Source organism: Streptomyces sp. NPDC050264 (assembly GCF_040655895.1).
In the GTDB taxonomy this organism is placed as follows: Bacteria; Actinomycetota; Actinomycetes; order Streptomycetales; family Streptomycetaceae; genus Streptomyces.
Genome location: NZ_JBFAKV010000001.1, coordinates 441075 through 466673 on the forward strand (window position 1 = coordinate 441075; position 25599 = coordinate 466673).

Consider the following 25599-nt stretch of genomic DNA (forward strand, 5'->3'; position numbering starts at 1 on the left):
TTCATGCCACGGGGTTCCGCCCCGGCCCCCGCCGCTCAATCGCCGCAGGGGCTTCACAGGCTGCCTCTGCTGTCCCGTATCTCTCTCGGTGTCGTGGCCGTCGTTGTCTTCATGGCCCTGTTCGCCCCGCTGCTCGCGCCGCACGACCCGCTCGACCAGCAGCCGCAGGCGGACGGCACCGGTCACCCGTCCGGGACGCACTGGATGGGGCAGGACAGCCTCGGCCGCGACATCCTCAGCCGGCTGATGTACGGGGCCCGCTGGTCCCTCGCGATCGGGCTCGGGGCGACGCTGCTCGCGCTCGTCGTGGGCGCGCTGCTCGGCGCGGTCGCGGCGACGTCCCGCAAGGCCGTCGACGAGACGCTCATGCGCTGCCTCGACATCGTCATGGCGTTCCCCGGCATCGCCCTCGCGGCCGTGCTCGTCGCCGTGTTCGGCGGTGGCGTCCCGGTGCTGATCTGCGCGATCGCGTTCCTGTTCACTCCACCGATCGCCCGGGTCGTACGCGCCAACGTCCTGGACCAGTACGGCGAGGACTACGTCACGGCCGAGCGCGTCATCGGGGCCCGCACCCCGCACATCGTGCTCAAGCACGTCGCCATCAACTGCGCGGCCCCCATCCTCGTCTTCTGCACCGTGCAGGTCGCGGAGGCCATCGTCTTCGAGGCGTCGCTGTCCTTCATCGGCGCGGGAGTGCGACCCCCGGACCCCTCGTGGGGCAGCGTCATCGCCGACGGCAAGAACATGGTGCTGATCGGCGGCTGGTGGGCGACCGTCTTCCCCGGCCTGCTGATGCTGCTCACGGTCCTGTCCCTGAACGTCCTCAGCGAAGGCGTCTCCGACGCGTGGGCGGCACCCGTCGCGCGGGACGTGCCCGCCGGGGAACCGGACCGCCTGGAGGCGCCCGCCCCCGGCACCGGCCGGGTCCTCGAACTGCCCGGCCTCACCGAGGCCGCGGCCCGGCTGCGCTCGCGCGCCAGAACCCTGCCCGGCGGGCCGCCGGTCCTCTCCGTACGCGACCTGGCCATCGGCTTCGACGGACGGCACGGCGGAGTCGACATCGTCGACGGCATCGGCTTCGACGTACGCGCCGGCGAGGTCCTCGGGCTGGTCGGCGAGTCCGGCTGCGGCAAATCACTGACCGCGCTGACCGTGATGGGGCTGCAGCCCAAGGGCGCCCGGGTCCGCGGCCACGTCACCTTCGGCGACCGCGAGCTGGTCGGCCTGCCGATGGGCGCCAGGCGCCGCCTCCTCGGCCACGACATGGCGATGATCTACCAGGACGCGCTGTCGTCCCTCAACCCGGCGATGACGGTACGGGCACAGCTCAAACAGGTCGTCCGGCGCGGTGGCCGGCGCTCCCCCGCCACGCTGCTCGAACTCGTCGGGCTCGACCCGGACCGCACCCTGCGCAGCTATCCGCACGAACTCTCCGGCGGCCAGCGCCAGCGGGTCCTGATCGCCATGGCGCTCTCCCGCGACCCGAAGCTGGTCATCGCCGACGAGCCGACGACGGCGCTCGACGTGACGGTGCAGGCGCAGGTCGTCGAATTGCTGCTGCGGCTCCGCGCCGAACTGGGCTTCGCGCTCGTCCTCGTCTCGCACGATCTGGCGCTGGTCGCCGACGTCACGGACCGGGTCGTCGTCATGTACGGAGGGCAGATCGTGGAGACGGGCGTGACGGCCGATCTGGTGGAGTCGCCGCAACACCACTACACACGCGGCCTGTTGGGCTCGGTGCTCTCCCTCGAATCGGCGGCGGACCGGCTCACCCAGATCAGGGGTGTGGTCCCGTCCCCGGCCGGCTTCCCGGCGGGCTGCCGGTTCGCGGACCGCTGCCCGCCGGCGTCGCAGGTGTGCCGGGAGACGGCCCCGGAGCTGGTCGGCGGCCGGGCCCACGCGACGGCCTGCCATCACCCGGCAGCGTCCGCAAGGGGCGCGGGGAACGACGACGAACCCGAGGCCGCGCACGCGACCACGGCGCGACGCGCGACCCCGACGGACAGGAGGCCGAAATGACCACCGCCCTCGTGGAGTTGGCCGGCGTGCACGTAGTGCACAAGGCCCGCTCCGGCGGCCTCTTCACCCGCGACCACGTCCACGCCCTCACCGCGGCCGACCTCACCGTCGCCCCCGGCGAAACCGTCGGCGTCGTAGGCGAATCCGGCTGCGGCAAATCCACCCTCGCCAAGGTGCTGGTGGGCGTCCAGCGCCCGACTGCCGGCACCGTGACACACCGCGGCAACGACCTGTGGACCATGCCACCCGCCCGGCGCCGCACGGCGCTGGGCACGGGTGTCGGCATGATCTTCCAGGACCCGTCGACGGCTCTGAACCGCCGGCTGACCGTACGGCAGATCGTGCGCGACCCGATGGACGTGCACCGGCGCGGCACCCCCGCCGAACGGGCAGCGCGCGCGGCGGAGTTGCTGGGCCTCGTCGGCCTGCCGAAGGCGCTGGCCGACGTCCTGCCGGGGCAGCTCTCGGGCGGGCAGCGGCAGCGGGTCGCCATCGCGCGGGCGCTGGCCCTGGAGCCCGGCCTGGTGGTGGCCGACGAGCCGACGAGCGCCCTCGACGTATCGGTGCGCGCCCAGATCCTCAACCTCCTCCTCGACCTCAAGGAACGTCTCGGTCTCGCCCTGGTCTTCGTCTCGCACGACATCCAGACCGTGCGCCGGATGAGCGACCGGGTCATCACCATGTATCTGGGCCGCATCGTGGAGGAGACCCCGGCGGCCGACGTCCTGGACCGGTCCCGGCACCCGTACACGCGCGCCCTGTTCTCGGCGACGCCCGGACTGCTCGACCCCATCGACCCGATTCCGCTGGCCGGCCCGGTGCCGTCGGCCACGCGTCCGCCCTCCGGCTGCCCGTTCCGTACGCGGTGCTGGCGGGCGGACCGCGCCTGCGCGGCGACGATGCCGGAGCCCGAGGGGGCCGACGGCCACGTCTTCCGGTGCCACCACCCCGTAGCCGCGGAGCAGTCCACGCACGACCTCGTCCAAGAGGTGCCCTGACCGCCCACGCCCGCCGCTGTGTCTACGGCGCGGAGAAGTCCACGTGGGCCGCCGGCCGTACGCGGATGTGCCGGTCCGGGAAGTCGATGTGCCGGTAGATCTCGTTGTGGTGGGCGATCGACCGGTCCGGCGGGGCGAAATCCGTCGGCTCGTCGCGGACGGACGTCGTGTGCCCGTCCGCGACGAGCACGAGGTCGTAGCCGTGACTGAGCGCCTGGCGGGCGGTCGTCTCCACGCAGTTCTCCGTGGCGAACCCCGTGATCAGGAGCTCGGTCACACGCAGGTCGCGCAGCGCCGCGTCGAGCCCGGTCCGCAGGAACGCGTCCGCCGTCGTCTTGGTCACCAGCACCTCGTCCGGACCGGGGCGCAGTTCCGCCACCACCGGCCCCTCGCCGCCCTGCTGGACGGTGACGACGGGAACGCCCGCCGCCCGGGCCCGGGAGCGCAGGTCCGCGAGGACGCCGACGGTCGCGGTGGGCCGGTACATGATCGGCAGCAGGCCGTCCTGCATGTCGATGACGAGGAGCGCGGGGCGGTGCGGGTGGGAAGCCACGGGCTCACCCAGGGGCTCAGCTGGGCGTGCGCGCGGCGACGGCCAGCAGCCGGTTCACCTCGTCCGTGCACATGGTCAGGGCGGCGCCCACCGTCCCGAGCACGTCCCGCTCGGCCGCCGAGTACGGCCCGTCCGCCAGGGCGATGCGCGCTCCCTGCAGCAGGATCGACTCCCGGCCCGCCGGGGCGAGGTGCTGGGTGAGCGGGTCGAGCGCCTCGTGCAGCTCTATCGCGAGCCCGGCGCCGGCCCCGCAGTGCTCCGGAAGCCGCCCGGTGTCCATCACCAACGCCTCGACCAGCGCGGCCAGTTGCACCTCGGAGCAGTCGTCGAACCCGGCCCCCCGCAGGACGCCGACGGCACTCTCCAGCGACGTACGGGACGAGGAGCCGCCGGTCGCGAGCACCGCGAGCACCACCGTGTGCACGGCGTCCCGCAGCATCCCGGAGAAGCGGTGGGTGGTGGGGTGGTCGAGCACGTCCGTGCCGAACCGGTCCTCGCAGGCGGCGCACTGGACGACGGGCCCGGTCTCGCCGCGCGGCACCACCGGCACGCCGAGCACGGTGAAGCGGCGCCTGCCCGTGCGCCGCTGGTAGTTGCGGTCGCCACCGCAGCCGGGGCAGAAGAACTCCCCGTCGCCGACGGTGGCCCAGGTGGTGTGCACGCCCAGAACCCGCGAGATCCCGGTCCGTCGCATACGTCCCCAAATCGGCAGCACGTCGCACACCTCCGTAACGGCGCCGCAACATCGCGGCGTTGGCGTGATGTTAGCCACATTGTCGATGCGGCGTCAGCACCTTGGTCACGCCGAGGTCACGAGGGACCTGCCCGGGTGGCCGATACACGACGCGGCCCCGCACACCCACAAAAGGTGTACGGGGCCGTGAACGTGCAGCTCAGTCAGGTCAGCGGGCCGCGCGGTTGACCGCCGAGACGACCGCCTTCAGCGACGCACGTGTCGTATTCACGTCGGTGCCGATGCCCCACAGAACCTTGTCGCCGATCGCGACCTCGATGTACGAGGCGGCGACCGCGGACGCGCCCTCGCTCATCGTGTGCTCCTGGTAGTCCAGCAGGCGGGCGTCGATGCCGACGCCCTGCAGCGCGTGGAAGAACGCGGAGATCGGACCGTTGCCCGAACCGACCAGGACCTGCTCGACGCCGTCGACCTCGGCCTCGACCGTCAGGGTGTCGACCCCGTCGGTGTCCGTGGTCGTCTGGCCGTTCCTGACCTGGATGCGGCCCCACGGGTTCTGCGGGTTGGGCAGGTACTCGTCCTGGAAGACGGCCCAGATGTCCTTGGGCGTGACCTCGCCGCCCTCGGCGTCCGTCTTCGTCTGGATGACCTTGGAGAACTCGACCTGCATACGGCGCGGCAGGTCCAGGCTGTGGTCGTTCTTCAGGACGTACGCGATTCCGCCCTTGCCGGACTGCGAGTTGACGCGGATGACGGCCTCGTAGGAGCGGCCGACGTCCTTCGGGTCGATCGGCAGGTAAGGGACGGCCCACTCGATGTCGTCGATGGTCTTGCCCGCCTTCGCGGCGCGGCTCTCCATCGCCTCGAAGCCCTTCTTGATGGCGTCCTGGTGGGAGCCGGAGAAGGCGGTGTAGACCAGGTCCCCCGCGTAGGGGTGGCGCGGGTGGACCTCCATCTGGGTGCAGTACTCGGCGGTGCGGCGGATCTCGTCGATGTCCGAGAAGTCGATCTGCGGGTCGACGCCCTGCGAGAACAGGTTCATGCCCAGCGTCACCAGGTCGACGTTGCCGGTGCGCTCGCCCTGGCCGAACAGGCAGCCCTCGATGCGGTCGGCGCCGGCCATGATGGCCAGCTCGGCGGCGGCGACGGCCGTACCGCGGTCGTTGTGCGGGTGGACCGAGATGCACACGTGCTCGCGGCGCGTCAGGTTCCGGGACATCCACTCGAAGCGGTCCGCGTGCGTGGACGGCGTCGAACGCTCCACCGTGGCGGGCAGGTTGAGGATGATCTCGCGGTCCGGGCCCGGCTGCCACTCGTCACAGACGGCCTCGCAGACCTCCAGCGCGAAGTCCAGCTCGGTGTCGGTGAAGATCTCGGGGCTGTACTGGTAGCCGAAGACCGTCTCGGGGCCCAGCAGCTTCTCCGCGTACTCCATGACCAGGCGCGTGCCGTCCACGGCGATCTGCTTGACGGCGTCCTTGGAGCCGCGGAAGACGACCTCGCGCCAGACCGGCGCGGTCGCGTTGTACAGGTGGACCGTGGCGCGCTTGGCGCCGACCAGGGACTCCACGGTCCGCGCGATCAGTTCCTCGCGGGCCTGGGTCAGTACGGAGATCGTCACGTCGTCCGGGATCGCGTCCGGGTCCTCGATGATCGACCGTACGAAGTCGAAGTCCGTCTGTCCCGACGAGGGGAAGCCGACCTCGATCTCCTTGTAGCCCATGCGGACCAGCAGGTCGAACATCTCGCGCTTGCGGGCCGGTGACATCGGGTCGATCAGTGCCTGGTTGCCGTCGCGCAGGTCGGTGGAGAGCCAGCGGGGCGCGACCGTGATCCGGTTGTTCGGCCACGTGCGGTCGGGGATGTCCACCTGGTCGTACTGGCCGTACTTGTGAATCGGCATCGACGTGGGGCGCTGGAAGTTCGACATGATGCGTGGGGCTCCTCAGAGGTGGCCGGTAAGGCGGCCGACGGCGCAACGCCAAACTCCGCGGGGAGGGGGTCGGCCTCGACTACAGGCCCTCGCCGCGGCAGCTAAGGAGAAGCAACCCGAAACGCATGATGCATCGCACTCTAACCGAGACGCGCAGGACGCGAGGGCCCGTATCAGTATGCGGGATCGCCGTCAGGTAACGGGTAAGGGGTGATCAATACCTCTATTTCATCAATCATGGTGGCAGGTAGTGACAGCGTCATGACTCAGTGCCACATTGCCTGGCATGACCGACAACCCAGCGGGGGACCCGAAGGGGTTCGAGCCCGTTTTCTGCACCATCGTGCCGCCTCACATCCTCGACCAGGCCGCTCAGTCCGGGGACGCGGCGATCGCCGCCGCCGCGCGCAAGAGCCTGGAGCGGGACGCCTTCGAGCGCACCCGGCGGCGGATGACGACCGTCATCGGCGCCCCTTCCGTGGCCCCGCCCTCCGGCGCCGCACCCGAGAAGCCGCAGCGCACCATCTACGACGCCCGGCACCAGACGGGGCTCCCGGGGCGCAAGGTCCGCGGCGAGGGCGACGAGCCCGGCATGGACGCGACCGTCAACCGCGCGTACGCGGGCCTGGGCGCGACCTTCGAGGTCTACCTGGAGAAGTTCGCCCGCCACTCGATCGACGGCGAGGGTCTGCCGCTGAACGCGACGGTGCACTACTCCGAGGACTACAACAACGCGTTCTGGAACGGCGAGCAGATGGTGTTCGGCGACGGAGACGGCGAGATCTTCCTCGACTTCACCCTCCCCGTCGACGTCATCGGCCACGAACTGACCCACGGCGTCACGCAGTACACGGCGAACCTGACCTACTTCGGCCAGCCCGGTGCCCTGAACGAGTCGGTCTCGGACGTCTTCGGCTCACTGATCAAGCAGTACACGCTCGGCCAGACCGCGACGGAGGCCGACTGGCTGATCGGCGCGGGCCTGCTCGCGCCGCGCGTCACGGGCGTCGCCCTGCGCTCCATGAAGGCCCCGGGCACGGCGTACGACGACGACGTGCTCGGCAAGGACCCGCAGCCCGCCGACATGGATCACTTCGTGCGGACCGGCCGGGACAACGGCGGCGTGCACATCAACTCCGGCATCCCCAACCACGCCTTCTACATCCTCGCCGAAGCGCTCGGCGGGTACGCGTGGGAGCGGGCCGGACAGATCTGGTACGACACCCTCACCGGCGGCGGGCTGAAGCAGGACTGCCTGTTCGCCGATTTCGCCAAGGCGACGGTGAAGGCCTCGCAGGCCCGCTACGGCGCCGGCGAGGAGTACCAGTCGGTGCTCAAGGCCTGGGAACAGGTTGGCGTGCCGACCCGGTGACCGGACGCTCTTCCGGCGGTAGACAGAGAGCCATGCGTATACACGTCACCCGCACGGGCGGATTCGCCGGCATCGACCGGCACGCCGAGGTCGACACGGCCGGCCGCGCCGACGCCCATGAGTGGCATGCCCTGGCCGACAAGGCGATGGCCGCGGGCCGGGACACGCCACCCATAGGAGTTCCCGACGGCTTCAACTACAGCATCAGCGTGGACGGGCGGACCGTGTACTGCGCGGACCCCCGGCTCACCGAGGAACAGCGCAAACTGATCACCTGGGTCCTCAAAGAAGGGGCGTGACGCCCAACTGACGGTCTTGGCGAGGGCGTTGACTTCGTACTGACCGGTACGGATGATCGCGCCCATGGCAGCTACCAGAGGCGCACTCCCTTCCTTCCCGCCCGGCTTCCTGTGGGGCGTCGCCACGTCGGCCCACCAGATCGAGGGCGCCGTCGACCGGCGCGCGCCCTCGGTGTGGGACGCGTTCGGCGCCGAGCCGGGCCGGATCAAGGACGGTTCGACGGCGGCGGTCGCCTGCGACCACGTGGCCCGCTACCGGGAGGACGTGGCGCTCGTCCGCGACCTGGGCGTGGACGCGTACCGCTTCTCCGTCTCCTGGCCCCGGGTGCTGGCACCCGGCGGCCTCGACTTCTACGACCGGCTCGTCGACGAGCTGTGCGCGCAAGGGCTCCGGCCCGTGCCCACGCTCTTCCACTGGGACCTGCCGGCGAGCGTGGAGGAGGCGGGGGGCTGGCTGGAGCGGGACACCGCGGCCCGCTTCGCCGACCACGCGGCGACGGTCGCGGCCCGGCTCGGCGACCGCGTCCAGAAGTGGATCACGCTCAACGAGCCCGCGGAACACACCCTGCTCGGACATGCGCTCGGTGAGCACGCGCCCGGCAAGAAGCTGCTCTTCGACGCGCTGCCGGTCGCCCACCACCAGCTCCTCGCGCACGGCCTCGCGGCACGGGCGCTGCGCGCGGCGGGCGCGCACGACATCGGCATCGCCAACTCGCACGGCCCGACCTGGCCCGCCTCCGACGACCCGGCCGACATTGGGGCGGCGGACCTGTACGACGTGATCCTGAACCGGCTCTTCGCCGACCCGCTGCTGCTCGGCCGATACCCGGACGGTTTCGCCGAGTTGATGCCGGGCGACGACGTGGCCGCCGACCTGACAGTGATCTCCGACGCCACGCTCGACTGGTACGGGATCAATTTCTACCAGCCGACGAAGGTGGGCGCGCCGGGCCCGGCGGACGTCGAGTTCTCCGGACTCACGCTTCCGGCCGAACTCCCCTTCTCCGTCCGGGAGATAGCCGGGTACCCGACGACGGACTTCGGCTGGCCGGTGGTCCCGGACGCCCTCACCTCGCTCCTCACCGGCTTCCGCGACCGCTACGGGGACCGGCTGCCGCCCCTGGTGATCACCGAGAACGGCTGCGCGTACGAGGGCCTCGACGACCAGGAGCGGATCACCTACCTCGACGGCCATCTGCGGGCGCTGCACCGGGCGTTGGAGGCGGGCGTGGACGTCCGCGGCTACTTCGTCTGGTCGCTGCTCGACAACTTCGAGTGGGCGGAGGGCTACACGAAGCGCTTCGGGCTCGTGCACGTCGACTTCGACACCCAGGTACGCACCCCGAAGGCGTCGTACGGCTGGCTGCGGGACGCGCTGCGTGCGCGGCGGGGATGACGGCAGGCGCGCTGCGGGAACCGGCCGACCGGGTCGGGCGTGGCTGGACGACCGCCCTGTCGCTGGCCAACGGCGCGATCCGGGTGGGCTGGTACGGGCCGCTGCAGATCCTGCTCGCCACCCAGTCCGAGCACTTCGCGCCGGGCACCGGCCTGTCCAAGGAGACGCTGCTCGCCTGGGTGACGGGCGTCGGCGCGATGGTGTCGCTGGCCGCGAACCCGCTGTTCGGCGCCCTCTCCGACCGCACGGTGTCCCGGTTCTCGGGGCGCTGCTCGTGCGGAAGATCAAGGCGGTGGACTGACGGCCATGCCGTAGCCTGCGCCCCTATGACCGCCGCCGACGCCCTCCCTCCGCCACCCGCTCTCCTCGACCGACTGGAGCGGTACTACGACACGGTGCCGCGGGCCGCCGCCCGCGTGGAGGAGTTCGGCTCGCTCACCCTCTTCGTCCGGGAGGGGCCGGGCTGGCCTTACTACGCGCGGCCCGCGCTGCGCCCTGACGCGCCGCCGCCGAGCACCCGCGACGTACGGGAAGTGTGCGCGCGGCAGCGGGAGTTGGGGTTGCCCGAGGCGTTCGAGTGGGTGGCGGAGACGACGCCGGGGATGCGGGCGGCCGTCGAGGCGGCGGGTCTGCGGGTCGGCGCGTACCCGCTGATGGCGCGGGACGCGTCGGCCCCGGTGCCCGCCCCGCACCCCCTGGTCCGTGTCCTCGACGCCCAGGACCCGTTCCTGGCCGGGGCGTTGGCGCTGCCGCACGTGGCGTTCGCGTACCCCGGCACCACGGTGGGCCCGGCGGGTGCCGCCGAACTCACCGCGGAACTCACGGCGCGGGCCGCGGACGGCAGCGTGCCCGATTTCCAGGACCGGATCCGCGCGGGCCGCACGGTCCTCGCGGCGGCCGTCGAGAACGGGGTGGTCCTCAGCTCCGGTATGCACCTGCCCGTCGGGGACGTGTCGGAGATCGCGGGGGTCGGCACGTTGCCTGCGGCGCGGCGGCGGGGGCTGGGTCTGGCGGTGACAGGGGCGCTCGTCGCCGATGCGGTGGCCTCCGGCGTCCCTACGGTGTTCCTGTCGGCCGGGGACGATGATGTGGCCCGTATTTATGCGCGGCTGGGTTTCCGCCCGGTGGGGACGGCGCTGATCGCCGGTGCGAGCCCCGCCGCCACCTCCAGCCCGTCCGGCGATTGAGGAGCGGGACTACAGGGCGCCCATGTCACGGGCGACCCGGACCGACGGGAAGAACGGCCGATAGCCCAGTTCCCGACGGATCCGGTCCGTGGACATCACCCCGACCCAGGGATCCGGGTCCGCCTTCTCGTGCAGCTCGTCCGGCACCGGCACCCCATTGAGCAGGTAGATATCGACCGTGGTGACAGGGGCGTCGTCGGCGATGTTGTAGACGCCCCGCGCGCCGGGCGCGTACAGCAACCGCTGCAGACCCTGAGCCACATCCGCGTGGTGACCCATGTGCAGCCGCCGCATGGCGGGCCAGGACGGCGCCCAGCGCATCACATCGGCGATATGCGGATCCCCGTCGCCGTACACGAACGGCAGCCGCCCGATCCGCAGGTCGTCGAGGCCGTCCAGCGCGCCGAGCGCCCGCTCCGCCTCCCCCTTGGACTCGGGGTAGGCGCCCCAGAGATGGCCCCCGGGAACGGTCGCGTCGTCCTCGACGAACGGCCTGCCGCGCCCCCGGCCGTACACCAGCCCGGTACTGACCTGCACGAACCGCCGCACGCCGGAGGCCACCGCGGCCCGCCCCAGCTCGACCGCCGCGTCCCGGTTGACCGCGCGGGCCTCCTCGTCCGGCACTCCGCGGAAGGCCGCGGCGACGTTCACCACCGCGTCCGCCCCAGCCGTCGCCTTGCCCAGCACGCCGGCGTCCCGCAGATCGCCGATCACCACCTGCGCGCCCAGCTCGGCGAACCGTTCGCCGCGGGCCGCGTCCCGCACCAGGACCCGGACCTCGTCGCCGGGCGCCGTGCTCTGCAGCAGCCTCGGCACGAACCGCCGCCCGACCTGCCCCGTCGCGCCTGTCACCAATGTCAGCATGGCCGCCTCCTCGTCGTCGTAGCCATGCACACCACCGTGGGCGAAAGCGCGCCGCGCCGGGAGAGACGCCCTTATCCAGGGACCGGCACGCCCTGGATAAGACGGGCGTACCGCGCGACCCTGGAGGGGTGAACCGGACCGAACTCGCCGACTTCCTGCGCCGCGCCCGCACCCGCCTGGCCCCGTCCGACGTGGGCCTGACCGCGGGTGCCAGGCGCCGTACGCCGGGGCTGCGCCGCGAGGAGGTGGCGCAGCTCGCCGGGATGTCCGTGGACTACTACACGCGCCTGGAGCAGCGCCGCGGCTCGCACCCCTCGCGGCAGATGCTCACCGCGCTGGCCCGGGCGCTGCGCCTGACGGCCGACGAGCGCGACCACCTGTTCCATCTGGCGGGCGAGGAGCCGCCGCGCCCGGGCGGTTCCTCGGGCCATGTGCGGCCGGGGCTGCTGCTGATCCTGGACCGGCTGCACGACACCCCGGCGCAGGTGCTGAGCGACTGGGGCGAGGTGCTCGCGCAGAACCCGATGGCGGTGGCCCTGTCGGGCGAGCACACCGGGGAGAACATGATCCGCCGCTACTTCACGGACCCGGCCGCCCGCGCCCTGGTCCCGCCGGAGGACTACCGGACGCACGCCCGGGCGCACGTGGCGAATCTGCGGGCGGTCGTCGGGGCACGTCCCGACGAGCCGGGCCCCGCCGCCCTCGTGGCCGAACTCCGGCGCGCCAGCGCCGAGTTCGAGGAGCTGTGGGCGTCGCACGAGGTGGCCGTGCGACGGGCGGCGACGAAACGCTTCCTGCACCCGGTGGTCGGCGTCCTGGACCTGGACTGCGAAGTGCTGCTCAGCGGCGGGCACGACCAGATGCTGGTCGTGCACTCGGCGCGGCCGGGCACGGACACGTACGACCGGCTCGAACTGCTGCGGGTCGTCGGCCTCCAGGACCTGACCCCCAGCACGTAGACGAGGTCAGAAGCCGAGCTTGCGCAGCTGGCGCGGGTCGCGCTGCCAGTCCTTGGCCACCTTCACGTGCAGGTCGAGGTAGACCGGCGTGCCGAGCAGCGCCTCGATCTGCTTGCGGGACTTGATGCCGACGTCCTTGAGGCGCTTGCCCTTCGGGCCGATGATGATGCCCTTCTGGCTGGGGCGCTCGATGTAGACGAAGGCGTGGATGTCGAGGAGCGGCTTGTCGGCGGGGCGGTCCTCGCGCGGCAGCATCTCCTCCACGACGACGGCGATGGAGTGCGGCAGCTCGTCGCGGACGCCTTCGAGCGCGGCCTCGCGGATCAGCTCCGCGACCATGACCTGCTCGGGCTCGTCGGTGAGGTCGCCCTCCGGGTAGAGGGCGGGGCCCTCGGGCAGCAGCGGGGCGATGAGGTCGGCGAGGAGGTCGACCTGCTCGTTGCCGACCGCCGAGACCGGGATGATCTCGGCCCACTCGAAGCCGAGTTCCACGGCGAGCTGGTCGATCGCGATGAGCTGCTCTGCGAGGGTCTTGCTGTCGACGAGGTCGGTCTTGGTGACGATCGCGATCTTCGGCGTCTTCTTGATGGACGCGAGTTCCTTGGCGATGAACCGGTCGCCGGGGCCGAGCTTCTCGTTCGCGGGCAGGCAGAAGCCGATGACGTCGACCTCGGCCCAGGTGGTGCGGACCACGTCGTTGAGACGCTCGCCGAGCAGGGTGCGCGGCTTGTGCAGGCCGGGGGTGTCCACCAGGATCAGCTGCGCGTCCTCGCGGTGCACGATGCCGCGCACGGTGTGCCGCGTGGTCTGCGGCTGGTCGGCGGTGATCGCCACCTTCTTGCCGACCAGAGCGTTCGTGAGGGTGGACTTGCCCGCGTTGGGGCGGCCGACGAAGCAGGCGAAGCCGGCGCGGTGGCCGGGGTCCGACGAATCCGACGGCTGGGAGGACTGGGTACGAACGCTCATGGCGCCCATTGTCCCTGATCCGGGAAGCCCCGCAGTACCGTGAGGTTCCGGTAACCGCTCGGCAATACGAAACATGACGGAAACGCCTGGGTGCGGATTCGGAAACCCGGGCCGGTGACGCTCTACGGCAGCCCCCACCCGGAGGAAACCCGTGACCGTCCCCCTCGCCGTAGCGAAAGCCCCCGCCCTCGACACCGGCGACACGGCCTGGCTGCTCGCCGCCACCGCCCTCGTCCTGCTGATGACCCCCGGCCTCGCGCTGTTCTACGGCGGCATGGTCCGCTCGAAGAGCGTCCTGAACATGCTGATGATGAGCTTCGTCTCGATCGCGCTCGTGACGGTGGTCTGGCTGGTGGCGGGGTACTCCCTCGCCTTCGGTGACGACTCATTCGCCGGACTGATCGGCGGCCTGGAGCACGCGGGCATGGCCGGCGTCGGCCCCGGCTCGCTCACCGGCACCGTCCCCACCTTCCTGTTCACGACCTTCCAGCTGACCTTCGCGATCATCACCGCGGCGCTGATCAGCGGAGCCGTCGCGGACCGCACGAAATTCGCCGCGTGGCTCGTCTTCGTCCCCGTATGGGCGCTGCTCGTATACGTTCCCGTGGCGCACTGGGTCTGGGGCCCCGGCGGCTGGATCGCGAACCACCTGGGCGCCCTGGACTTCGCGGGCGGGCTCGTCGTCGAGATCGCCTCCGGCGCCTCGGGCCTCGCGCTGTGCCTGGTCCTCGGCCCGCGCATCGGCTTCAAGAAGGACGCGATGCGCCCGCACAACCTGCCCATGGTGGTCATGGGCGCGGGCCTGCTCTGGTTCGGCTGGCTCGGCTTCAACGGCGGCTCGGCCCTCGGCGCGAACGGGCTCGCCGCGGCGTCCCTGTTCAACACGCTGATCGCGGGCTGCACCGGACTGCTCGGCTGGCTGTTCGTGGAGCACCGGCGCGACGGGCATCCGACGACGTTCGGCGCGGCCTCGGGCGCCGTGGCGGGCCTGGTCGCGATCACTCCGGCGTGCGGGGTCGTGGGCGTGCTCGGCGCGGCCGTCGTCGGACTCGCGGCCGGTGTCGTCTGCTCGTACGCCGTCGCCTGGAAGTTCAAGTTCGACTACGACGACTCGCTGGACGTCGTCGGCGTGCACTTCATCGGCGGAGTCGTCGGCACGGTCCTCATCGGCCTGTTCGCGACGTCGGCGATGACCGGATCCGCCGACAGGCAGGGCCTGTTCTACGGGGGCGGGTTCGCGCAGCTCGGCAAGCAGTTGCTCGCCGTGGTGGTCGTGGCCGCGTACACGTTCCTCGTGACGTACGGGATCGGGAAGGCCATCGACAAGGTGATGGGCTTCCGGGCATCGGCCGAGGAGGAGCTGACGGGCCTGGACCAGACGGCGCACGCGGAGAGTGCGTACGATCACGGCGTCCTGGGCGCCACGGTCCACCCCGCGTCCGCCCCCGCCGCCCGAAAGGTCGCGCCATGAAGCTGATCACCGCGGTCGTCAAGCCGTACCGCCTCGACGAGGTCAAGACGGCGCTGCAGGAGCTGGGCGTGCTCGGCCTGACGGTGACGGAGGCCAGCGGCTACGGGCGTCAGCGCGGGCACACCGAGGTGTACCGGGGCGCCGAGTACCAGGTCGACCTGGTACCCAAGGTGCGCATCGAGGTCGTCGTCGGGGACGAGGACGCCGAACCGGCGATGGACGCGATCGTGCGGGCCGCGCGCACCGGGAAGATCGGCGACGGCAAGGTGTGGGCGGTGCCGGTGGACAGCGTGGTGCGGGTGCGCACCGGCGAGCGGGGCCCGGACGCCGTCTGAGCCCGCTCCGCGCAGTGCGCTCTTTACAGTCCGGCCTTCGGGCCGCACACCGGCCAGGCGTTCGCGCCCTGGGCGGCGAGGACCTTGTTCGCCACGGAGATCTGCTGGCTCTTGGTGGCCTGGTCGGCGGAGGAGGCGTACTTCGAGCCGCCGTAGGCGGACCACGTCGAGTCGGTGAACTGCAGGCCGCCGTGGAAGCCGTTTCCGGTGTCGGCGGACCAGTTGCCGCCCGACTCGCACTGGGCGACGGCCTGCCAGGTGCCTTCCGATGCCGTCGCCGCGGAGGCGCTTCCGGTACCGGCGAGGACGAGCACGCCGCTCGCTCCCGCGAGGGCCGCGGTGGTGGCCAGGTGACGGAATCGGACGGTGCGGGCGGTGGTGCGGGCTGCGGAGAACACGAAGCGGTGCCTTTGTTCGGGGACGGGGAACGTGCCCTGGCCGGAGGTCCGGCGCATCGGGCAACTGCTCCACCGTGACGGCTGACGGCCGCCGCCCGCATCCGGCGTTCGACCCCCCACGAGGGACTTTCGTCCCGATGCCGGGCAGCCGCCCGGCGGGACCTTCGCCCCGGGCCGAAGGTCCCCCGGCCGGGCCTCGCGGGCCCCGCCACCCGAACGCCTCACGTCCGCCGCACCGAGGCGTCGGACCCCGGTACACCCGGATGTGACCCTGTTCACCTGCACCGGCGCGCTACGCCGATCTTGTGACGCGGGACACGTCAGCCGGCCTGCAGCGCGCCCTTCACGACACCGTCGGCCCCGGCCAGGAACACCGGAGTGCCCGCCCCGCCCAGATCACGTACGGCGGCCACGTCCTCGTCCGGCAGGACATCCGCGCCGGAGACGACGGCCGCCGCCTCCAGGGACTCCGCGCCGGACGCCACGGCCATGGCGACGGCCGTGCGCAGCGCGCTCAGCTTCAGGGAGTCGAGGGCGACGGTGCCCGCGACATACGTACGCCCCGTCTCGTCACGCACGGCCGCCCCCTCGGGCACACCGTTGCGCGCCCGCGCGGAGCGGGCCAGGGTCACGATCTTGAGGTCCTCGGGGCCGAGGTCGGTGCTCTCAGTCATGGGGTGAGCATAAGGAGGCCGCCCCGCCGCACGCGGCGACGGGGTGGGGCGTCAGGGACGGTCGAGCCTGAGCCGCTCGGCGCGCGGCAGGCCCGCCACCACCAGGTCGTACGAGTCCTCGACCAGTTCCCGGACCATCCCGTCGGGGAGTCCGCCCACGGTCACGGTGTTCCAGTGCCGCTTGTTCATGTGCCAGCCGGGCACGATGACGCCCTCGTACTCGCCGCGCAGCCGCACCGCGTCCTCGGGATCGCACTTGAGGTTGACGGTCAGCGGCCGGCCGTCCAGGGAGCTGAGCGCGAACATCTTCCCCAGTACCTTGAAGACGGAGGTCTCCGGGTTGAACGGGAACTCCTCCACCGTCGCGTTGAACGACAGACACAGTGCGCGCAGCTCCCGCGGTGTCACCCGGCCTTCTCCTCCTCGCCCGGTCCGACGGGCTCGACGAGCACGGTCACGATCTTGTTCCGGCGGCCGGCGGCGGCCTCGGCGGTGAGCCGCAGCTGCCGCGTGTCGGGCAGGGTCACCACGGACGAGGCCCCGGCGATGGGCACCCGGCCCAGCGCTTTCGCCAGCAGCCCGCCGACGGTCTCCACGTCCTCGTCGTCGTACTCCTCGATGCCGTACAGCTCGCCGAGGTCGCCGATGTCGAGCCGTGCGGTGACCCGGAAGCGGTCGTCGCCCAGCTCCTCGACGGGCGGCAGCTCCCGGTCGTACTCGTCGGTGATCTCGCCGACGATCTCTTCGAGAATGTCCTCGATGGTGACGATGCCGGCCGTGCCGCCGTACTCGTCGATGACCACAGCGACGTGGTTGCGCAGCTGCTGCATCTCGCGCAGCAGATCACCGGCGTTCTTGGTGTCGGGCACGAAGGTGGCGGGCCGCATGGCGGACGACACGAGCTCGGCCTCGGCGTCCCGGTTGATATGGGTCTTCCGGACGAGATCCTTCAGATAGACGATCCCGACAACGTCATCCTCGCTCTCGCCCACCACCGGGATCCGCGAGAATCCGGACCGCAGTGCGAGCGTGAGGGCCTGCCGGATGGTCTTGTACCGCTCGATGACGACAAGGTCGGTGCGCGGCACCATGACCTCCCGCACGAGGGTGTCGCCGAGTTCGAAGACGGAGTGCACCATGCGGCGCTCCTCGTCCTCGATGAGGGACTCCTTCTCGGCGAGGTCGACCATGGCGCGCAGCTCGGCCTCGGAGGCGAACGGCCCGCGCCGGAACCCCTTGCCCGGGGTCAGCGCGTTGCCGATCAGAATCAGCAGCGGCGGGATCGGCCCCATCACACGGGCCAGCGGCAGCAGCACGTACGCGGCCGCGGTAGCGGTGTTGAGGGGATGCTGCCGCCCGATGGTCCGCGGCGAAACCCCGACCGCCACATACGAGACGAGCACCATCACCCCGATGGCGACGAGCAACGCCTGCCAGGTCGCCGCGAACTCCTCCAGGCACGCGTACGTGACCAGAGCGGCGGCGGCCATCTCGCAGGCGACCCGCACCAGCAGCGCGACGTTCAGATACCGGGTCGGGTCGGCGGCGACCTGGGCGAGCTTGGCATTGCCGCGCCGCCCGGACCTGACGGCCTCCTCGGCGCGGAAGCTGGACGTCCGGGCGATACCGGCCTCGGCACACGCGGCGAGCCAGGCGACGACGACCAGCGCGACGGCGCCCGCGATCAGCGAAGGACTCATGACACGGTCGGCGCCGGAGACGGCCCGCTCATCCCCTTCTCCGCGCGCCATCCGTCGACGATGGCGGCCTGGAGCCCGAACATCTCGGCCTTCTCGTCAGGCTCTTCATGGTCGTACCCGAGCAGATGCAGCACCCCATGCACCGTGAGGAGCTGCAGCTCCTCGTTCATGGAGTGCTGCGTGGGCGCGTCCTCGCCCTGCTTCTTCGCGACCTCGGGACAGAGCACGATGTCCCCGAGCAGCCCCTGCGGGGGCTCCTCGTCGTCCTTCATCGGCGGCCGCAGCTCGTCCATCGGGAAGGACATGACGTCCGTCGGCCCCGGCAGATCCATCCACTGGACGTGCAGCTGCTCCATGGCGTCGGCGTCCACGACGATCACCGACAGCTCGGAGAGGGCGTGGATACGCATCCGCGCGAGCGCGTAGCGGGCGATGTCGAGGATCGCCTGCTCGTCGACCTCGGTTCCGGACTCGTTGTTGACGTCGATCGACATGGCGCTCTCGTACTACTTTCCTTGGGTCCCTCTGGGACGGCCCTTGCGGGTGCCGTTCTCCGTACCGTTCTCGGTGTCGTACTTCTCGTACGCGTCGACGATACGGCCGACCAGCTTGTGCCTCACGACATCCTGGGACGACAGCCGCGAGAAGTGCACGTCGTCGAGGCCTTCGAGGATGTCCTGCACCTGCCGCAACCCGCTCTTCGTCCCGTTCGGCAGGTCGACCTGCGTCACGTCACCGGTGATCACGATCTTCGACTCGAACCCGAGCCGGGTCAGGAACATCTTCATCTGCTCGGGGCTCGTGTTCTGGGCCTCGTCAAGGATGATGAAGGCGTCATTGAGAGTACGGCCACGCATATATGCCAGCGGCGCCACTTCAATGGTCCCCGCCGCCATCAGTCGCGGAATGGAGTCCGGGTCGAGCATGTCGTGCAGGGCGTCGTAGAGCGGGCGCAGGTACGGGTCGATCTTCTCGTAGAGGGTGCCCGGCAGGAAGCCGAGCCGCTCGCCCGCCTCCACCGCCGGCCGGGTCAGGATGATGCGGTTGACCTGCTTGGACTGCAGGGCCTGCACCGCCTTGGCCATGGCCAGGTAGGTCTTGCCGGTGCCGGCGGGCCCGATCCCGAAGACGATGGTGTGCTTGTCGATCGCGTCGACGTACCGCTTCTGGTTCAGGGTCTTGGGCCGGATGGTGCGGCCGCGGGACGACAGAATGTTCTGCGTGAGCACCTCGGCCGGGGTCTCCGTGCCGTCGCCCTCACCGCTCTGCGTCGCCTTCAGCATGGCGATGGAGCGCTCCACGGCGTCCTCTGTCATCGGTGCCCCTGTTCTCAGGACCAGCATCATCTCGTCGAACAGGCGCTGGACGAGGGCGACTTCCCCCGGCTCCCCGGTCGCGCTGATCTCATTGCCCCGGACATGGATGTCGGCCGCCGGGAAAGCCTTCTCGATCACTCGCAGCAGGGCGTCACCGGAACCCAGCACCTCGACCATGGGGTGCTTGGCCGGGACGGTGAACTGCGCGCGTGCCTGCTCCTGCCCTGCGCTACGGGCGCTGGATGGTGTCTGCGTCATGGGCGGGCTCTGAGGGCCGCAGTCTCCTTGTGACAGCCGTTGTCTGACGTTCCCCAGCGTACGACGCCCCGCTGCTGGACCCGTAGCCTTTTCCCGCGCTCTTATCGCCGCCGCCCGGTCACGCCCCCGGCGCCGTCGTCCAGCCCCGGGGCTCCGCCCCGGACCCCGCTCCTCAATCTCCCCCGGGCTCCGTCCGAGGGACCCCCCAAGGGGCTTGATTCGCGCACCCGGCGAGCACGGACATACCGCGGGCGGCACCGGACCCACCCCGACACCTCTCGGAGACAACGGAAAGCCGCAAAGCAACACCCCAGACGGCCGCCCTCCCTTCAGGCGTCAGGCGGATCGTCCGAACCCAATGGTCGGCACGGCACGCCGAAGCGGCCAGGGCCGCCCCGCCTCCGGCAGCAGCGGCTCCAGGAACGCATACCGCTCAAGCGCCGCAGGATCCTGCTCGCCACGCTCCTCGTACGCCTGGATCTGCCGCCACCACGCGGCGACCTCCGACCACCCGGGCGCCGACAACGACCCCCCGAACTCCTGCACCGACAGCGCCGCGGTGAGCCCGGCGAACGCCAGCCGGTCGGCCAGCGGCCACCCCGCGAGCGTGCCGGTCACGAACCCGGCGACGAAGACATCCCCCGCCCCGGTCGGATCGAGCGCCTCGACCTCGATGGCCGGGACGGACGCCGTCTCGCCGGTCCGCCCGTCCACGGCGTACGCGCCTTCGGAACCGAGCGTGACGACGGCCAGCGGTACGTGCTCGGCGAGGGCGTGCGCCGCCGCCCGAGGACAGGACGTCCCGGTGTAGCGCATCGCTTCCTCCGCGTTCGGCAGGAACGCCTCGCAGTGCCGGAGGTCGGCCAGGGCCGCCAGGTCCCAACGGCCGGTGTCGTCCCAGCCGACGTCCGCGAAGACCCGGGTCCCCGCACGCGCGGCCTCGGCGATCCAGGGCGCGTCGACCCCGGGGACGAGGGCGGCGATCGCGGCTCTCGTGCGGGGCGGGCAGGCGGGCGCGGGCTCCTGCGGGGGCGGCTCGTGCCCGTGGCTCACCATGGTGCGTTCGCCCTCGTACGCCATGGAGACGGTGACGGGCGAGTGCCAGCCCTGCGCGGTCCGCGAGTAGCTCAGGTCGATGCCCTCGCCGCGCTCCAGGGTGTCCCAGCAGTACTCGCCGTAGTGGTCGTCACCGAAGGCGGCGGCCAGCGACGTGCGCAGGCCGAGGCGGGCGAGGGCGGCGGCCATGTTCGCGACGCCTCCGGGGCTCGACCCCATGCCGCGCGCCCATGACTCGGTGCCCCGTACCGGCGCGCTGTCCAGGCCGGTGAAGACGATGTCGAGGAAGACGGTGCCGGTGAGGTACACGTCGCAGGCCGGGTCGCCGGGCGCGCGGAGCGCCGCGAGAGGGTCCGTGTGGGCCGGTTCGGTGGGGGTCACGTCCTTCTCCCTGCAGTGGTACGGGTCCGGCCAGTGTGCATGAAGTGGGCCCGTACAACGGCAGTTGACATCAGCCCGTCACACGCGCCGCCCCACCACCCACGATCCGTGACGCCGGGGCCGATGCCGGGTCCGGCGGCGTCCGCCGCGCCCCGCGCACGACGTCGTTGCGGCCACCGCCCCGCACGAGCAGGACGCTCAGCGCGGCGAGGAACCCGACCACGGTGAGCCCGACGAGTCCCCCCTTGGTCGAGCCGGTCGCGTCCTCGATGAGCCCGAACGCGGTCGGGGCGACGAATCCGCCCAGGTTGCCGATGGAGTTGATGAGGGCGATGCCGGGCGCGGCGGCCCGCGCGTCGAGGTAGCTCTGCGGGATGGTCCAGAAGATCGGCGAGGCCGGCTTGAAGCCCACGGCCGCGAGGCAGAGAGCGCCGAGCCCCACCCATGGCGAGACGAACACAGCGAGCAGTGTTCCGGCGCCGCCGACGAGCAGCAGTGCCACGAGGATGGGGCGCCGCTTGCCGATCCGGTCGGACAGCCGCCCGGAGACGTACACGGAGGCGATGGCGAAGAGCCAGGGGACGGCGGTGAGCAGCCCCACCTGGAACTCGCTCAGGCCGCCGATGTCGTCGACGATCGAGGGCAGCCAGAACGTCACGGCGTACAGGGCGACGTTGATCGCGAAGTAGATCCACAGGAACAGCAGCATCTGTGGGTCGGCGAGCAGCTTCCACCGCGAGACACGGGCCGTGGCACGCCCTTCCTCGCGTTCGTGCTGTTCGGCGTCGATGACGGCGACGAGCCCGTCCTTCTCCTCCCGCGTCAGCCAGGTGGCGGCCTCGACGCTGGAGTCGAGGAAGCGGTACACGACGAAGCCGAGTGCCACCGAGACGATGCCTTCGATGAAGAACATCCACTGCCAGCCGGAGTGCCCCCAGATGCCGTGCATCTCCAGGAGGGCGCCGGAGATGGGTCCGACGATCACGGTCGCGGTGCCGGAGCCCATCAGGAACACCGAGGTGGCGCGGCCGCGGTGCGAGTCGGGCAGCCAGCGCGAGAAGTAGTAGATGACGGCGGGGAAGAACCCGGCTTCGGCGACGCCCAGCAGGAACCGCAGGGCGTAGAACATGCCGGGGCTGTTCACGAAGACCATCGCGGTGGCGACGACGCCCCAGCTGATCATGATGCGGGTCAGCCAGACCTTCGCTCCGAAGCGCTCCATGAGCATGTTGCTGGGGACTTCGAAGATGGCGTAGGCGATGAAGAAGATGCCGGCGCCGAGGCCGAAGGCGGCGGCGGAAAGGCCTACGTCGGCGCGGAGTTGGTCCTGGGCGAAGCCCAGGTTGACGCGGTCCATGTAGTTGGCGACGAACATGACGAAGAAGAGCGGGACGACGCGGCGGAAGATCTTGCGGATGGCCGACTGAACGGCGGGCGGGTGTTCCACCGGGGCGGGTGTGGGGGCGGGGACGGCTGCAGACACGAGCGGCACTCCTTTGTGCGGCTGGACCGAAGGCGGTGGGCTACCAGCGCGGCACGGCCGGGGTGACCCAGTCGGGGTCGAGGACGCGCATGGCGGCCGCGTCGTCGCGGTCGCGCATCGCGGCGAAGTTCTCGTCCAGCCACCGCTGGTGCAGCAACTCCAGCTTGGCGTGGTCGAGTTCGACGCCGAGGCCCGGCGCGTCGGAGACGGCGACCCGGCCGCCTTCGAAGGTGAGGCGCTCGGTCAGCACGTCCTCGGACTGCCAGGGGTAATGGGAGTCGCAGGCGTGGTGCAGGTTCGGCACGGTGGACGCGACGTGCGTCATGGCGGCGAGGCTGATGCCCAGGTGCGTGTTGGAGTGCATGGAGATGCCGACTCCGAACGTGCGGCAGATGGCGGCGAGTTGCTGCGTGTTGCGCAGGCCGCCCCAGTAGTGGTGGTCGGAGAGGACGACCTGGACGGCGCCGGTGGTGAAGGCTTCCTTGATCTCGGCGAAGGTGGTCACGCACATGTTGGTGGCGAGCGGGACGCCGGCCTTGGCCGCGACCTCGGCCATGGCGGGCGTGCCGAGTGCCGGGTCCTCCAGGTACTCCAGTACGTCCCTGAGTTCGTCGGCGACCTTGAGCGAAGTCTCCACGGACCAGGCTCCGTTGGGGTCGAGGCGCAGTGGCTTGCCGGGGAAGGCCTCGGCGAGCGCGCGGACCGCCGCGATCTCCTCGTCGGGGGTGAAGCAGCCGCCCTTGAGCTTGAAGGACTCGAATCCGTAGCGCTCGTTGAACAGGCGGGCCTGCGCGACGACGCCGGCCGGGTCGAGGGCCGCGCCCCAGTCGTCCCTCTCGCTCGCGATGCCTGCGGGGTGATCGGCGTACTTGTAGAAGAGGTAGGCGCTGTACTCGACGGAGTCGCGGAGCTTGCCGCCGAGGAGCGCGTGCACGGGCAGGCCGAGCGCCTTGCCGAACGCGTCGAGGCAGGCCACCTCGAAGCCGGAGACGACGGACAGGCGCAGCTTGTCGGCGGTCTGGACGCCGCGCAGGCCGCCGACGTCGACCTGGTTCTGGACGCGCGCGTCGTCGACGGAGACCTCGTCCGCGACGGTGAACAGCCCGTTCACATCCGAGACTTGACGGCCTATCAGCCGGTCGGCGAACGGCCGGGCGAGCTCCAGGTACTTGGCGTCACCGTAGGTCTCACCGACCCCGGTGACGCCGTCGGCGGTGACCACTTCGACGATGAGCCGGGGCGTGTACGGCTGGTGCAGGCCCTGTGTGTTGAGCAGCGGCGGGTCGGCGACGAGGATCGGGGTGAGGCGGACGTCGGTGATGGTCGGATCGGTCATCGGGCGGCTCCTGCGGTGGCGGTTTCGGCGGTTTCGGATACGAGGTCGAGGCCGGCGGCGAGCAGTCGCTCCAGGTCGGCGAGGTCGGCCGGGGTGGGGTCGGCGAGCGGCGCGCGCACCGGTCCGACGGGGCGTCCGCGCAGCCGGGCGGCGGCCTTGACGAGCGAGACGCCGTATCCGGGGACCCGGTCCCGCAGCTCGACGAAGGGGATGTAGAACGCGCGCAGCAGCTGGCGCACCCGCGCGTCGTCCCCGTCCCGCAGCGCCGTGAAGAACGCGGCGGCGATCTCGGGCGCGAAGGCGTGGACGGCCGAGGAGTAGGCGGGGACGCCGACGGCCGCGTAGGCGCGGGCCTGGACCTCGGCGGTGGCGGCTCCGTTGAAGAAGAGGAAGCCGTCGGGCGCGGCGAGCGTGAGGCGTTGCAGCTGGTCGAGGTCGCTGTGGCCGTCCTTGAGGCCGATGACGTTCGGCAGGGCGGCGATCGAGGTCAACGACTGTGCGCTGAAGGCGACTTGGTCGCGCTGGTAGACGATGAGCGGCAGCCGGGTCCGCGCGGCGATCTGCTCGACCTGGGCGACGAGTCCGCTCTGCGGTCCCCGCACCAGGTAGTGCGGCAGGACGAGCAGCGCGTCGGCCCCCGCTTCCTCGGCGATGCGGGCGAACCGCACGGCCTGCGCCCAGCCGTATCCGATGCCGGCCACGACGGGCACGCGGCCGGCGGTCTCCTCGACGGTGGCGGTGACGACCTGCCGGTACTCGTCCTCGTCGAGCGAGAAGAACTCGCCGGTGCCGCATGCCGGGAAGACGGCGCCGGGTCCGGTCGCCACCTGGGCGGCGACGTACTCGCGGTAGCTGTCGAGGTCGAGCGCGCCGTCGTCGTCGTCGAAGCTCGTCAGGGGGAAGGAGAGGACGCCGCCCGCCATGCCTTCCCGCAGCCGGGTCACGACGTCGTCGTGACGCCCTTCTGTCTCCGTACGTAGATGCCATCCACACATGTAGATGGAGATTAGATACGCGGACGGGGACCGTCAATGCCCCGGCCCCCTCGCCGGTCACCGCCCGTCATCGCCTTACGGTCATCGCCGTACGATCGGCACATGCCGGACCAGCACACGGAGCAAGAGAGCGCGCAGCCCAGGGGCGGTGTCCGCGAGGTGAAGTCCGCGGCCCGCACCGTCGACCTGCTCGAAGTGCTGGCCGCCCGCGGCGACCGCCCCGTCCGCCTCCAGGAGCTCGCCGACGAGCTGGCCGTGCCGCGCAGCTCCATGTACGCGCTGCTGCAGACGCTCATCGCGCGCGGCTGGGTCCGCACCGACGTCACCGGCTCGCTCTACGGCATCGGCATCCACGCCCTGCTGACCGGCACCAGCTACCTCGACACCGACCCGTACGTCCGCACCGCCCGCCCGCATCTGGACGAGGCGTCCGAGGCGCTCGGGGAGACGATCCACCTGGGCCGCCTCGACGGCTTCGACGTCGCGTACCTGGCGACCCGCGAATCGCACGAGTACCTGCGCACGATCACCCGGGTCGGCCGCCGGCTGCCCGCACACGTCGGCGCCCTCGGCAAGGCACTGCTCGCGGAGCGCTCCGACACGCAGCTGCCGCCCGGCCCGTACGTCCCGGCCACCGGGAACACCCACACCACCCGCGAGGCCCTCGCCGCCGACCTCGCGGCGACCCGTGCCCGCGGTTACTCGGTCGACCGCGAGGAGGGCGTGGAGGGCATCGTCGGCTTCGGCTTCGCGCTGCGCTACGCGGCCCCGGCGCACGACGCGATCAGCTGCTCGGTGCCGGTCGCGCGACTGACGGCGGAGCACGAGGAGCGGATCGTGGCGGTCATGCGCGAAACCCGCGCACGCATCGAGACGGCCACCCACCGCGGCCCCTCGGGCACCCCCAACTGGCGTTAGCCGCCTGCCGAAAAGGCCCTCGACTACCCGGCCGAACC

At 71.3% G+C, this 25599-nt stretch carries 24 protein-coding genes and 1 pseudogene; 10 read left to right on the forward strand and 15 right to left on the reverse strand.

The genetic code is table 11. The annotated features are described in order from the left end of the window. The first annotated feature begins 3 nt into the window (after positions 1-3). Positions 4-2019 (forward strand): dipeptide/oligopeptide/nickel ABC transporter permease/ATP-binding protein, encoded by a 2016-nt coding sequence (locus tag AB0J02_RS02010; protein ID WP_363191558.1) that lies wholly within the window; start codon positions 4-6, stop codon positions 2017-2019. Then, positions 2016-3017: an ABC transporter ATP-binding protein gene (locus AB0J02_RS02015; RefSeq protein ID WP_363191559.1), complete on the forward strand. Its 1002-nt coding sequence runs from the start codon at positions 2016-2018 to the stop codon at positions 3015-3017. The genes AB0J02_RS02010 and AB0J02_RS02015 overlap by 4 nt, the downstream gene beginning before the upstream one ends. Before the next feature lie 22 nt (positions 3018-3039). On the opposite strand, the gene AB0J02_RS02020 is transcribed toward AB0J02_RS02015, so the two are convergent. The 3 genes from AB0J02_RS02020 to leuA form a co-directional block, all read right to left on the reverse strand. Further along, positions 3040-3570 carry an isochorismatase family protein gene (locus tag AB0J02_RS02020; protein ID WP_363191560.1) on the reverse strand — a complete coding sequence of 177 codons (531 nt, stop codon included), beginning with the start codon at positions 3568-3570 and terminating at the stop codon, positions 3040-3042. 16 nt (positions 3571-3586) lie between these two features. After that, positions 3587-4264: a TerB family tellurite resistance protein gene (locus tag AB0J02_RS02025; RefSeq protein WP_363191561.1), complete on the reverse strand. Its 678-nt coding sequence runs from the start codon at positions 4262-4264 to the stop codon at positions 3587-3589. 208 nt (positions 4265-4472) lie between these two features. Next, positions 4473-6194 (reverse strand): 2-isopropylmalate synthase, encoded by a 1722-nt coding sequence (leuA, locus tag AB0J02_RS02030; protein ID WP_363191562.1) that lies wholly within the window; start codon positions 6192-6194, stop codon positions 4473-4475. A 289-nt stretch (positions 6195-6483) separates the two neighbouring features. On the opposite strand from leuA, the gene AB0J02_RS02035 reads away from it, so the two are divergent. The 4 genes from AB0J02_RS02035 to AB0J02_RS02050 all read left to right on the forward strand — a co-directional run bounded on the left by AB0J02_RS02035 (position 6484) and on the right by AB0J02_RS02050 (position 10451). After that, positions 6484-7569 (forward strand): M4 family metallopeptidase, encoded by a 1086-nt coding sequence (locus AB0J02_RS02035; protein WP_363191563.1) that lies wholly within the window; start codon positions 6484-6486, stop codon positions 7567-7569. A 32-nt stretch (positions 7570-7601) separates the two neighbouring features. After that, positions 7602-7868 carry a protealysin inhibitor emfourin gene (locus tag AB0J02_RS02040; RefSeq protein ID WP_363191564.1) on the forward strand — a complete coding sequence of 89 codons (267 nt, stop codon included), beginning with the start codon at positions 7602-7604 and terminating at the stop codon, positions 7866-7868. Between the two features lie 64 nt (positions 7869-7932). Next, on the forward strand, positions 7933-9264 hold the full coding sequence (locus AB0J02_RS02045) for a GH1 family beta-glucosidase (protein WP_363191565.1): 1332 nt from the start codon (positions 7933-7935) through the stop codon (positions 9262-9264). After that, positions 9261-10451 carry a GNAT family N-acetyltransferase gene (locus AB0J02_RS02050; protein ID WP_363191566.1) on the forward strand — a complete coding sequence of 397 codons (1191 nt, stop codon included), beginning with the start codon at positions 9261-9263 and terminating at the stop codon, positions 10449-10451. The genes AB0J02_RS02045 and AB0J02_RS02050 overlap by 4 nt, the downstream gene beginning before the upstream one ends. A 9-nt stretch (positions 10452-10460) precedes the next feature. On the opposite strand, the gene AB0J02_RS02055 is transcribed toward AB0J02_RS02050, so the two are convergent. Beyond that, positions 10461-11315, reverse strand: coding sequence for an NAD(P)-dependent oxidoreductase (locus tag AB0J02_RS02055; RefSeq protein ID WP_363191567.1), 855 nt, complete (start codon positions 11313-11315; stop codon positions 10461-10463). A 128-nt stretch (positions 11316-11443) separates the two neighbouring features. On the opposite strand from AB0J02_RS02055, the gene AB0J02_RS02060 reads away from it, so the two are divergent. After that, entirely contained in the window at positions 11444-12274 is an 831-nt protein-coding gene (locus AB0J02_RS02060; protein WP_363191568.1) for a helix-turn-helix transcriptional regulator, read from the forward strand. Positions 12275-12280: 6 nt separating this feature from the next. Here the strand turns inward: AB0J02_RS02060 and era are convergent, their stop codons facing one another. Continuing rightward, positions 12281-13249, reverse strand: coding sequence for a GTPase Era (gene era, locus AB0J02_RS02065; RefSeq protein WP_363191569.1), 969 nt, complete (start codon positions 13247-13249; stop codon positions 12281-12283). Between the two features lie 142 nt (positions 13250-13391). Between era and AB0J02_RS02070 the strand changes: the two genes are divergently transcribed. Further along, on the forward strand, positions 13392-14711 hold the full coding sequence (locus tag AB0J02_RS02070) for an ammonium transporter (protein WP_363191570.1): 1320 nt from the start codon (positions 13392-13394) through the stop codon (positions 14709-14711). Continuing rightward, positions 14708-15046, forward strand: a complete 339-nt coding sequence (locus tag AB0J02_RS02075) for a P-II family nitrogen regulator (RefSeq protein ID WP_363191571.1) — start codon at positions 14708-14710, stop codon at positions 15044-15046. Before AB0J02_RS02070 ends, AB0J02_RS02075 begins: the two co-directional genes overlap by 4 nt. A gap of 41 nt (positions 15047-15087) precedes the next feature. Here the strand turns inward: AB0J02_RS02075 and AB0J02_RS02080 are convergent. The 10 genes and pseudogenes from AB0J02_RS02080 to AB0J02_RS02125 form a co-directional block, all read right to left on the reverse strand. Continuing rightward, a pseudogene (locus AB0J02_RS02080) lies at positions 15088-15396 on the reverse strand (transglycosylase family protein); the annotation flags it as partial. Positions 15397-15764: 368 nt separating this feature from the next. Continuing rightward, on the reverse strand, positions 15765-16118 hold the full coding sequence (locus AB0J02_RS02085) for a cytidine deaminase (protein WP_363191572.1): 354 nt from the start codon (positions 16116-16118) through the stop codon (positions 15765-15767). Between the two features lie 51 nt (positions 16119-16169). Then, entirely contained in the window at positions 16170-16526 is a 357-nt protein-coding gene (locus tag AB0J02_RS02090; RefSeq protein ID WP_363191573.1) for an MmcQ/YjbR family DNA-binding protein, read from the reverse strand. Then, the gene (locus tag AB0J02_RS02095) at positions 16523-17818 is read right to left on the reverse strand and encodes a hemolysin family protein (protein ID WP_363191763.1); all 1296 of its coding nucleotides are present in this window, start codon (positions 17816-17818) and stop codon (positions 16523-16525) included. The genes AB0J02_RS02090 and AB0J02_RS02095 overlap by 4 nt, the downstream gene beginning before the upstream one ends. Next, entirely contained in the window at positions 17815-18312 is a 498-nt protein-coding gene (gene ybeY, locus AB0J02_RS02100) for an rRNA maturation RNase YbeY (RefSeq protein ID WP_363191574.1), read from the reverse strand. Before ybeY ends, AB0J02_RS02095 begins: the two co-directional genes overlap by 4 nt. 12 nt (positions 18313-18324) lie before the next feature. Continuing rightward, positions 18325-19392: a PhoH family protein gene (locus AB0J02_RS02105; RefSeq protein ID WP_363191575.1), complete on the reverse strand. Its 1068-nt coding sequence runs from the start codon at positions 19390-19392 to the stop codon at positions 18325-18327. A gap of 336 nt (positions 19393-19728) precedes the next feature. After that, positions 19729-20829 (reverse strand): PfkB family carbohydrate kinase, encoded by a 1101-nt coding sequence (locus tag AB0J02_RS02110; RefSeq protein WP_363191576.1) that lies wholly within the window; start codon positions 20827-20829, stop codon positions 19729-19731. 70 nt (positions 20830-20899) lie between these two features. Continuing rightward, positions 20900-22204, reverse strand: a complete 1305-nt coding sequence (locus AB0J02_RS02115; protein WP_363191764.1) for an MFS transporter — start codon at positions 22202-22204, stop codon at positions 20900-20902. Positions 22205-22352: 148 nt separating this feature from the next. Continuing rightward, complete coding sequence (locus AB0J02_RS02120) at positions 22353-23648, reverse strand: glucarate dehydratase family protein (protein ID WP_363191577.1); 1296 nt, start codon at positions 23646-23648, stop codon at positions 22353-22355. Then, complete coding sequence (locus tag AB0J02_RS02125) at positions 23645-24643, reverse strand: 5-dehydro-4-deoxyglucarate dehydratase (RefSeq protein WP_363191578.1); 999 nt, start codon at positions 24641-24643, stop codon at positions 23645-23647. Before AB0J02_RS02125 ends, AB0J02_RS02120 begins: the two co-directional genes overlap by 4 nt. 102 nt (positions 24644-24745) lie before the next feature. Here AB0J02_RS02125 and AB0J02_RS02130 point away from each other — a divergent pair, with 102 nt between their 5' ends. Beyond that, positions 24746-25561, forward strand: coding sequence for an IclR family transcriptional regulator (locus tag AB0J02_RS02130; protein ID WP_363191579.1), 816 nt, complete (start codon positions 24746-24748; stop codon positions 25559-25561). Positions 25562-25599: the final 38 nt, after the last annotated feature.